Source organism: Streptococcus mitis (assembly GCF_901542415.1).
Lineage (GTDB): Bacteria > Bacillota > Bacilli > Lactobacillales > Streptococcaceae > Streptococcus > Streptococcus mitis_BL.
Window position 1 is genome coordinate 1,334,883 of sequence record NZ_CABEHV010000004.1, and the last position, 10,118, is coordinate 1,345,000.

A 10,118-nucleotide genomic window follows, 5' to 3' on the forward strand; every position below is an offset into this window, starting at 1 on the left:
TTCTATCAATGAGTTTCTCCGCCTACCAACTTGAGGTCCTCATCTCCATATTCTATCATGGCTCCGATTGCTGCTTCTATCCCTCGCCTAATGTCCACTAAACTCATAGCTGGAGTAGTCGGTCGATTCACCACCTGTTCCATCATATAAGGAATATGCATAAAACCTGCCTTAACATGGGGAAATTTCTTTTCTACCAAATAGAGGGCCTGATACATCAAATGATTGCAGACAAAAGTCCCTGCAGTATTGGAAACAGAGGCCGGCAATCCCTCTTTTTTTATAGCTTGAACCATCGCTTTAATCGGCAAACTACTAAAGTAAGCCGGAGCACCATCTGGACGAATGGGAAGGTCAATCGGCTGATTACCTTCGTTATCAGGAATGCGTGCATCGTCTTGATTTATAGCCACTCGCTCAGGTGTCAAGCTGGTTCTTCCACCTGCTTGGCCGATACAAAGGACAAAGTCAGGTTGATAACGACTCATTTCTTCTTCCAATACTTGAGCCGATTTGTGAAAAACTGTCGGCACCTCTAGCCAACGGACCTCAGCACCATGGATTTCAGCTGGTAAACCTTTAATGGCTTCCAAAGCTGGATTGACCTTTTCCCCTCCAAAGGGCTCAAAACCTGTCACTAATACTTTCATTTCTTACTCCTCAAAACAAATTCAATGAGACTTTTTCTTAAAAACAAGTATAACATATTTCCCTTATTCTGGAGTGAAAAGGACTAGAGAGGATCAGACCGGCATTAAAGTTTATTTAAAGAGAAAAATACTAATCAAGGCCAAAATAGCTGGTCCACCTTGCTTCAAAATAATTTTCTTATCTGCTGTGAGAGAGCCATAAGCCGCAGCACCAATCACAAATAAAACAAAAATAGTCACAATTTCTAAATTCTGTGAGAAATAAATCCCATACAAGAGAAAGACTCCTAACAGAGCATTATAAATCCCTTGATTTTTAAACAATGAACTTACAGACGGACGAGCCAGTTCTTCCTTTTCCATGTTAAATACTCGACTGGTTGCATCTGATTGCGTTGCAATACTTTCCAAATAAAAAATGTAAAAATGCTCCAAAGCAACAATCGTTGCTAAAATGATTGTAATAATTGACATCTATTTCTCCTTAAATTTCTATATTTTCAATACCCAAAACCAATTTATTTACTAAACGGCTGAGTTCTGTTCTTTCAGACTCTGTTAAGATACTTTCCATCTCTTCCTTAACCTTGATATGCTGCAGAGGCGGATTCACAACTAACTGCTCTTTGGCATACTTCGTAGCCTCCACCAACACTTCTCGCTGATTTTCAGGATTACGATGACGCTCCACCAAACCTTCCTTTCCCAGAATTTTGAAATGTCGGGTCAAAGCAGCCTGATCAATCTTCAAACGCTCCTGAACCGCTATTTGATTACAAGGGGAATGCTTCAGCAGAAACAGTAAAATCTGATACCGTGTCAAACTAATCCCAAGTTTTTTTTTAAACAATTGCGTACTCGCTTGCTCAGACAAGCGGAGTTGATAAAGCAGATCTTGAATCTCTATCATTTCTTCCTCCTTTTTATTGATTGATCAATAGTTGACTAATCAGGTATAATGCAAAGTAAAATAAATTGCAAGAATGTTGCTTGGATTATTACAAGATGGTAACTTTCCATTCAAATTGACAAAGAAAAAACAAATGAGACTCGCTTCCTATCACGAAAGCTAGATCTCATTCGTCAAAATGTTATTACAAAGTCTGGTTTATCCATTCATTGAAACGTGAACGTGATCATAATGGTTTTCTGTCACGCTACCACGGTCTGGCATTGGGTTCCAAGTATTAGCTGGTCCATATTTGCTATCAAATGGAGCATAGAAACGTTGTTTCCAAATGATGTAACTAATGCCACGGCTAGCCATGTTTTGAATAGCGTATTCCGCAATCTTATCCCCTAGTTCTGAACCTTCTGGTACCATGAAGTCAATGGCCAAACCTTTTCCGTGATCTCCACTGTCTCCTGGACGGTAACCACTAAAGGATGTGATACCAAACAAGTTGGCAATTTCTTCTTTAAAGGCAGCCGTTTGTGGTTGAAGTCCTGCATTTTCAGATTTCGCTACTGCCAGTCCAGCATAATCAGGCGCAGCTGGAGCCGCGTAAGTTGCTGAAGCTCTTTTCGTCTCTTCTGGTTGATAAGTAGAAACTGATGTTGTAGCTTCATTTGATGAGGCTTCTTTTGCTTCTGCTGAACTTGTTGCAGTTGTTTCAGTTGCTTTTTCTTCTACTGGAGTTGTAGTTGCTTCCACTGCTGATTCAGCTTGAGGACTTACTTGTGTTTCCTGCTTCTCGGCTGGAGTCGGTGCCTGAGGAGCTACTTCTGCAACTGCACTGCTTGTTTCGGCTGTTTGCTCCTCTGGGACAGAAGTCTCTGTAGATGATGCCACTTCTTCTGAAGCAGTCACTGTCTCTGTAACTTCTGAACTTGTTGCTACTTCATTTTTGCTTGGAGCTTCTACCGCTTTTGGCGCTTCTGCAATCGGTTGAGAAAGGTCTGTAACCTGAACAGTTTGATCATCTACGGTCACTTGATTTGTTGTCAAATCTGCTGTCGCAGTTGTCACTTCCTCACTAGAATCTGCTTGTGGTGTTTGGATTTCAACTTCTGTTACTTCTTCTGCTTCATTGACAGTCGTTGTCAAAACGGTTTCTGGGAAAATCAAGTCCATATTGGTGATTTTATTCAAATTCGCAAGAACTGTGACATCTACCCCCAATGCTTCTGCAATGGTGCTCAAGGTATCACCATATTGAACGGTATAACTTGTTTTGTTGTCCGTTTTAGTCAAATCATTTTGGATTTGCTCAACACTACGTGCAGTCCAAAGAACTTCTTCTGCTTGGGTTGCCAATACTGGGGCAAATGACAAGGCTACTGTTGAGGCTAATAATATTCTTTTCTTCATTCTTTCAAATTCCTTTCAAATGAGTACCTGTCTATGATAACACAAAAAAAGCAGAAAAAAAGCCCTCTCGGGCCTATTTAACAGAACTGTCTATTCCTTGTAACAAACTTGGTTACTTGAAATAGTTTGTTAGGTCTCTGTCACAAAACTGACACAATCTTATCGTTCCCAATCCCCAAAAATATAAGGAATATCTGCTAACCCTTGAATCCTATGATTTCCTTCATAAGTCGACTCTAAAAAGTTGATACTTTGAATCCCACTATTCTGGGCAAATTCCACATCCAGAGTCCGATCCCCTATATAATAGGTCTTCTCAGAATCCAACTGATACTTGCCTAACAGATAGTTAGCCGCTTCTGGACTTGGCTTCCGCACAAAACCACTCTGACTGGTTAAAATCTCTGTAAAATAAGATTCCAAACCCAAGTCTCTGAGAATGGTACGAGCATTGTCTCCCTTATGAGTGTAAACAAACTGCTGAATTCCTGATTCCTCTGCCCAAGCTAGCACATCACGCGCACCTGGCATCAAAACTACCTGAGCATTCTTCTCAGCCAAACTCTGGGCACGCACCTGATTTAGCATTTCCACATCCAGCTTTCTCTCTTCTGCCACCTGCACAAGTAAATCCTGCACAGAAAACTTGAGAATAAACTCCCTCACCTGCTCCTTATCATAAGGAATAGAAAACTGAGCAAAAGTTTCCTCAATTCCTGATAAAATCGCTTCGTAAGAATCCAATAAAGTCCCATCTAAATCCCAAATAAAAGCTGTTTTTTGCATTTCCTATCCTTTCAAGCTCATATAACGCTGGTAACGGTAACGTAGAAATAACCAACGAAAACCATTATCCAAAAGGGTTCCGGCCCAAATACCGGGCAAGCCCCAACCAAGCACAATCCCCATCAGATATCCTGTTCCAATGCGGATACACCACATTCCTATACTTGTCGCATAAAAGGGAAGCCGAGCATTGCCCAAACCCTGCCAGACTGCTGTATAGATGACTGTTCCTATCGTCATAGGAGTACCAAGTAGTGAAAAAAGTGTCACTAGCACACTAGCCTCCACCGCTAGAGAATCAGTCGTATAGAGATGAGTTAGTGGTATACCCAAGGCATAGACACTAAGCGTCAAGGGCAACATGAGAAGCAGAGAAAGCCAAAAGGTTTGCTTGCTCAAATTAGCTACTCTTTCCCAATTATCCTCTCCAACTGCTCGAGCTACCAGCATGACCGTTGCAGTAGCGACGCCAAAGGCAGGCATATAGTTAAACTGGGTCAAGACTTCTCCGACTGCATTTCCAGCCACCGCCTCCGTTCCAAAAGAAACAACCAAGGCAATGATCACGACATCTCCAGCCCTCATCATGAGCCTCTCTCCAGCTGCTGGCAACGCTAAGGTCAATAGTTCCTTATCTAAACCAAAAGTCGGTTTCTCAAAAGGCAACTTTAATTGCGACCATAAAATCACAAGACCTACCAAACGAGACAGAATTGTCCCCCAAGCAACACCAGCTATCCCCATATCCAGAACAAAAATAGCTAGACTTGAAAAAAGAATATTCAAGGCATTGGATAAAAAACTAACATAGAGAGGCAGACGTGGATTATGCGTTGCACGAATCAAGGCTCCCAGACTAGTCATTAAACCTAAGAGAACAATCGATCCGCCTACCAAAGATAGGTAGAGTCCACCACTCTCAGCTACATCTCTCTCCGTCCCCAAAAGTCCTATCATCTCTTTCCCAGCGAAGATGGACAAAAATCCTAAAAGGAAACTTAATAGTAAGGTAATCTTCAATGCCTCAGTCACATGATAGGCTAGCATAGATTGATCCTTCTGCCCCAAATTTTTTGAAATAACACTGGAAATAGCAGCTCCCAGAGCGATGAAAATCGCCTGATAAATCGTGATAATATTGCCAGCTACTGATACACCCGAAATAGCTATCAAGCCCAAGTGGGCTACTAAGTAACTATCCACCATCCCCATGAGCATCTGCAAAAAATTTTCGCCCATAGCTGGCAAGGCAATATTAAGAATGTCTTTATTTTTCTTAAACAATCCTTCCTCCTGATGAAAAGAAACTCAGTTGGTTTCCCAACCGAGTTTACTCCCTCTGTCTTAAAGTCCTAGATAAGCCTCAACCGCTGCTTGCATATCAGCAGCTGCCACTGTTGTCTTGTGACGAACAGGAGCTGTTTCAAGCCCGTCAACTGCTGGTGGTACTGCAACTCCTGAAATATCATGTAATTGAGCCAAGGCTTCAAAGTCAGTCAAGCCTACTTTACCTGTTACAGCTTCTACTGCAACCACTGGGAACTTGTATGGACTCGCTGTTGAAGCAATCACTGTCTTAGTCACATCGCCAGTAGCCGCTTGGTATTTCTTATAAACTGCCGAGGCAACCGCCGTATGTGGATCCTCGATATAAGAATCTGCCTCATAAACACGCTTGATTTCTGCTGCCGTTTCTTCCTCAGTCGCATATTCAGCTGCAAAGAGGTCCAAAATCTCTGCATCAAAGTCTGTCAACTCATATTGTCCTTGCTTGTTCAAGGCATTCATAAGTTCAGCTGTTTTAACCGCATCATTACCTAAAAGATGGAAAATCAAACGCTCCAAGTTTGAAGATACCAAAATATCCATAGATGGACTAGTAGTCACTTTAAACTCACGTTTCTTGTCGTAAACACGTGTCTTGAAAAAGTCTGTCAAAACATTGTTGTCATTTGAAGCACAGATTAATTTGCCAACTGGTAGACCAATTTGCTTAGCATAAAAGGCAGCCAAGATATTTCCAAAATTTCCTGTTGGTACTGTGAAGTTGACCTTATCACCAGCCACAATCTCACCAGTCTTAACCAACTGAGCATAGGCATAAACATAATAAACAATCTGTGGCACCAAACGACCGATATTCATAGAGTTGGCAGATGAAAATTGCAGTTTATTGGTAGCCAACTTTTCACGAAGAGCCACATCATTAAACATATGCTTCACATTTGTTTGCGCATCGTCAAAGTTACCATCAATAGCGATAACATGAGTATTATCACCAGTCTGAGTGGTCATTTGCAACTCTTGTACCTTGCTGACACCATCCTTTGGATAAAAGACAATAATCTCAGTTCCAGGCACATCCGCAAACCCTGCCATAGCAGCTTTTCCAGTATCACCAGATGTCGCTGTTAAGATGACAATCTTGTTCTCCAAGCCATGTTTCTTAGCAGCTGTTGTCATAAAGTATGGCAAAATAGACAAGGCCATATCCTTAAAGGCAATTGTTGAACCATGGAAAAGCTCCAGATTGTATTGCCCGTCTAATTTCACTAATGGTGCGATAGCTAGAGTATCAAACTTGCTATCGTAGGCATTGTTGATACAGTAGTCCAACTCCTCAGCTGTAAAGTCATCTAAAAATGCTGACAAAACAAGCTTAGCAACTTCCTGGTAAGAAGCATCTTTCAATTTGTCAAAGTCCAAATCTACCTTTGGATAAGTAAGCGGTGCAAACAAACCACCATCCGTCGCCAAACCTTGCAAAATAGCTTGGCTAGCAGTTACTGTATTGTTGGCATCACGCGTTGATTGATAAACTAATGTCATTACTCTCTATCCTTTATCTATAGTCTCATCCATTATATCATGATTTTTCAGAAAATTCTCCTTTTATAAGAGAAATTATAGGCCCAATTCTTCTTTGCTAATTTCTCAAAGTAACTTCCACTTGCCCAACCAAAGTGGAAATTAGTCTAAAACGGATTTTTATGGTGGAATTAAGTGTGAGACGTTTGAGTTAGAAATGAGGTCTACTATGACAAAACATAAACACCTTACCCTTTCAGACCGTAATGATATCCAATTAGGCTTAGAGCGCGGTGAAACCTTCAAAGCTATCGGACAATCCATTCTAAAAGACCCAACTACTGTTTCCAAAGAAGTCAAACGAAACAGACAAGTCCGAGAGTCTACATGCGATAACCTTCCTTGCCCTTTACTCGATAAGGCTCCCTTTGTCTGTAATGGATGCCCTAAAAGAAGACAAAATTGTGGATTTAAAAAAATCTTCTACCTTGCTAAACAAGCTCAAAAACAGTACGAACAAACTCTTGTCGAAGCTCGTGAAGGAACTCCCCTTAATTCCAAGGCCTTCTGGGACATGGACAAAGTCATTTCTGATGGTGTTAAAAAGGGACAACACATCTATCATATCCTCAAAACTCATAACCTTGATGTCAGTTCCTCAACCGTCTATCGACACATCCGAAAAGGATACCTATCTATCGCTCATATTGACCTAGCCAGAGCCGTTAAATTCAAAGAAAGACGGAAAAGGAAACTACCTTCCATCCCTAAAGAAGCTAAAAAAGGCCGTTCCTATGAGGATTTCCAAAACTATTTAGTCCTTAATCAACTAGACTCTTGGCTGGAAATGGACACAGTTCTGGGGAGGATGGGAGGTAAAGTCCTACTTACCTTCAACCTGTCTTTCTGTAACTTTATCTTCGCTAGGCTTCTGGATAATAAAACTGCCCTTGAGGTTACCAAACACCTCTATACCATCAAGAACACTCTTCATGAAGCTGATAAAGATTTCTTCCAACTCTTTCCTGTCATTCTTACCGATAATGGTGGAGAGTTTGCCAGGGTTGATGATATCGAAATGGATGTGCGAGGAGAGAGTAAACTCTTCTTTTGTGACCCTAATCGCTCTGACCAGAAAGGGAGAATTGAGAAAAACCACACACTGATTCGAGACATTCTACCTAAGGGAACTGCTTTTGACAACTTAACTCAAGAGGACATCAATCTCGTCTGCTCTCATGTCAACAGTGTCAAACGTGCTGCTTTGAATGGAAAGTCAGCCTATGAGCTCTTTGCCTTTACCTATGGAGAAGAGATTCCTAAGCTTCTAGGTATTTCTAAAATACCTGCAGAAGACGTCTGTCAGTCTTCGAAATTACTCCAACATAAGTTCTAAAAACTAACCTTTAACCGCATTCAAACGTCTCACACTAACTTCCACCATAGCGGAACTTAATCTGAAACGCTTTCAGATGAGGGGATTTTGTGCGCTCTTTTTTTCGATTCCTTTTGGTTACAAAAGCGATGAAATCAAGCATTAGTAAAACCAGTGGAACTTACCCTGACACGGATTTCCACTGGTTTTTAGGATTTTTATCAGACTAACTTCCACTTCTACTAGCGGTGGAACTTAGTTTGCGAATTTACCCCAATTCTTCTTTCAAAGGCTGTAAATAAATCATTTCTTGTTTATTTCTCATCTGCAGACCTTCCTCAGCTAGCTGGAGTAAGTCTTTTGAAAACTCTATAATTGCAGTTTCTTCCTGTTCTGTAAGCTTTTTCTTAGAAAATTGTCGTCTTAAAAACTTATAATTTCGCCCAAATTCTTTAAAAAAAGGTGCTGTTTCTAAGTAAGCTTCTAACTTATATAAATTGACCAACAATCCTAAGTGAAAAGCTGCTGAAGCGAAGGTTCTATCTAGAGATTGAGTACACACACTACGAAACTCAACTGTTCCGCGAGTCGTTAAGTCTTGGTACTGATAACTACGATGAGTTTCAAAATCCTTCTCTTGAGGGGAAATAAGAACCTCATCCCCATTAAGATCAAATGCTTGGATTTCAGGTGTATCCAAATAGTCCCTAGCCTGAATCGGATAAAAATAATAGGTTTGCCCATCACGTTCCGCAGTAAAAATTGCAGAATGATCTAGATAATCAAAAAAATCATCCTTATCTTTAAAGAGCCTAGCATTGACACCGACGTTCTCTGGATAGATACCATGCATCGATTCTTCCCAAAAAATATCCCTTGAAATTTTCGTATCCCAATCCTCACCTGAAAACTCAGAATTGGCAAATAAATAAGCCTTAACTCCTTCAATTTGAGTAAAAGCATTAATCACCCGTAAGTAGTTAGATTTTGAAACATCCAGCTGAACCTGACTCCCACAGATAAAAGCACCATATTCAGGGAAATGATGTAAATCTGATTCAATCACATTCCTACTCAAATTCAAATAATCCATCAACATCTGATAGCGTGGATAAGCCACTGGACAATTCTCATTTTTATCCCAGTTAGGATGAATACCGCAACCAACGATAGCATGATTGGATTCGCCTAATTGTCTCTGAATTACATCCATATAATTATTGAAACGATTTTCGACCTCTTGAATTGTTTCGGCCTTACCAAATGCAAACTCAATCGTAGTATAGGAAACTTCAAACAAAATAGCATCCTGACTTATCGGATCTACTAACTGGATCGGATTGCCAAAATCATCTACCTTTTCGACAGTGAAATCAAAAGAAGAAACTAAATATCGGAATAAGTACTTGATAACTTCAACATCTGTAGCATCCCCTTCCAAGTTTACAACAGGATATTCCAGCTCAATCCCGACAAACAATTCAGGATTTTCTTTAATATTTTTCAAATACCGATGTTTTAATAAATCGATAGAACGAGACATACTTCCCTACACTTTCATAATCTAAATAAAATTTGAATAACTATTATTATACCAAAAATAACATAAAAAAGGAACGAAGACTTACAACGTTCCTTATCGCTATACTATACCGGCGGCCGGGGTCGAACCGGCACGTCCTTGCGGACACTGGATTTTGAGTCCAGCGCGTCTGCCAATTCCGCCACGCCGGCAAATAGTAACTGGGGTAGCTGGATTCGAACCAACGCATGAGGGAGTCAAAGTCCCTTGCCTTACCGCTTGGCTATACCCCAATAATATAAAATAGGCGAGTGATGGGGATCGAACCCACGCATGCCAGAGCCACAATCTGGTGTGTTAACCACTTCACCACACCCGCCATAATTCTATTAACACGGGCAGTAGGAATTGAACCCACACTGAAGGTTTTGGAGACCTTAGTTCTACCTTTAAACTATGCCCGTAAAATGGAAGGGGAGGGATTCGAACCCCCGAACCCGAAGGAGCGGATTTACAGTCCGCCGCGTTTAGCCTCTTCGCTACCCTTCCAAAATATATAAATGGCGCGAGACGGAATCGAACCGCCGACACATGGAGCTTCAATCCATTGCTCTACCAACTGAGCTACCGAGCCTTATTGCGGGAGCAGGATTTGAACCTACGACC

9 protein-coding genes and 7 tRNA genes (1 of these 16 only partly in view) are annotated in these 10,118 nt (G+C 41.0%); 1 reads left to right on the forward strand and 15 read right to left on the reverse strand.

Annotation, left to right across the window (positions count from 1 at the left end):
• Positions 1–5 precede the first annotated feature (5 nt).
• The 7 genes from pcp to thrC all read right to left on the reverse strand — a co-directional run bounded on the left by pcp (position 6) and on the right by thrC (position 6,576).
• The gene (gene pcp, locus FQT24_RS06995; RefSeq protein ID WP_033687421.1) at positions 6–650 is read right to left on the reverse strand and encodes a pyroglutamyl-peptidase I; all 645 of its coding nucleotides are present in this window, start codon (positions 648–650) and stop codon (positions 6–8) included.
• 111 nt (positions 651–761) lie between these two features.
• On the reverse strand, positions 762–1,124 hold the full coding sequence (locus FQT24_RS07000; RefSeq protein ID WP_143952556.1) for a DUF1304 domain-containing protein: 363 nt from the start codon (positions 1,122–1,124) through the stop codon (positions 762–764).
• A gap of 10 nt (positions 1,125–1,134) precedes the next feature.
• The gene (locus tag FQT24_RS07005) at positions 1,135–1,560 is read right to left on the reverse strand and encodes a MarR family winged helix-turn-helix transcriptional regulator (RefSeq protein WP_185952554.1); all 426 of its coding nucleotides are present in this window, start codon (positions 1,558–1,560) and stop codon (positions 1,135–1,137) included.
• 198 nt (positions 1,561–1,758) lie between these two features.
• Positions 1,759–2,961, reverse strand: a complete 1,203-nt coding sequence (locus tag FQT24_RS07010; RefSeq protein ID WP_143952557.1) for a LysM peptidoglycan-binding domain-containing protein — start codon at positions 2,959–2,961, stop codon at positions 1,759–1,761.
• 159 nt (positions 2,962–3,120) lie between these two features.
• Entirely contained in the window at positions 3,121–3,747 is a 627-nt protein-coding gene (locus tag FQT24_RS07015; RefSeq protein ID WP_020903674.1) for an HAD family hydrolase, read from the reverse strand.
• 3 nt (positions 3,748–3,750) lie between these two features.
• Positions 3,751–5,031 (reverse strand): MATE family efflux transporter, encoded by a 1,281-nt coding sequence (locus tag FQT24_RS07020; RefSeq protein WP_020903673.1) that lies wholly within the window; start codon positions 5,029–5,031, stop codon positions 3,751–3,753.
• A 60-nt stretch (positions 5,032–5,091) separates the two neighbouring features.
• Positions 5,092–6,576 (reverse strand): threonine synthase, encoded by a 1,485-nt coding sequence (thrC, locus tag FQT24_RS07025; RefSeq protein WP_143952558.1) that lies wholly within the window; start codon positions 6,574–6,576, stop codon positions 5,092–5,094.
• Between the two features lie 208 nt (positions 6,577–6,784).
• On the opposite strand from thrC, the gene FQT24_RS07030 reads away from it, so the two are divergent.
• Positions 6,785–7,951 carry an IS30 family transposase gene (locus FQT24_RS07030; protein WP_143951979.1) on the forward strand — a complete coding sequence of 389 codons (1,167 nt, stop codon included), beginning with the start codon at positions 6,785–6,787 and terminating at the stop codon, positions 7,949–7,951.
• A 247-nt stretch (positions 7,952–8,198) separates the two neighbouring features.
• Here the strand turns inward: FQT24_RS07030 and FQT24_RS07035 are convergent, their stop codons facing one another.
• The 8 genes from FQT24_RS07035 to FQT24_RS07070 form a co-directional block, all read right to left on the reverse strand.
• Positions 8,199–9,473 carry a glutamate-cysteine ligase family protein gene (locus FQT24_RS07035; protein ID WP_143952559.1) on the reverse strand — a complete coding sequence of 425 codons (1,275 nt, stop codon included), beginning with the start codon at positions 9,471–9,473 and terminating at the stop codon, positions 8,199–8,201.
• Between the two features lie 107 nt (positions 9,474–9,580).
• Positions 9,581–9,664, reverse strand: a tRNA-Leu gene (locus FQT24_RS07040).
• Positions 9,665–9,673: 9 nt separating this feature from the next.
• Positions 9,674–9,745 (reverse strand) — tRNA-Gln (locus tag FQT24_RS07045).
• A 13-nt stretch (positions 9,746–9,758) separates the two neighbouring features.
• Positions 9,759–9,831 (reverse strand) — tRNA-His (locus tag FQT24_RS07050).
• Between the two features lie 14 nt (positions 9,832–9,845).
• Positions 9,846–9,916: transfer RNA gene (locus FQT24_RS07055), tRNA-Trp, on the reverse strand.
• Between the two features lie 4 nt (positions 9,917–9,920).
• Positions 9,921–10,001: transfer RNA gene (locus tag FQT24_RS07060), tRNA-Tyr, on the reverse strand.
• A gap of 12 nt (positions 10,002–10,013) precedes the next feature.
• A tRNA-Phe gene (locus tag FQT24_RS07065) sits at positions 10,014–10,086 on the reverse strand.
• 3 nt (positions 10,087–10,089) lie between these two features.
• A tRNA-Met gene (locus tag FQT24_RS07070) sits at positions 10,090–10,118 on the reverse strand (it continues 45 nt past the right edge of the window).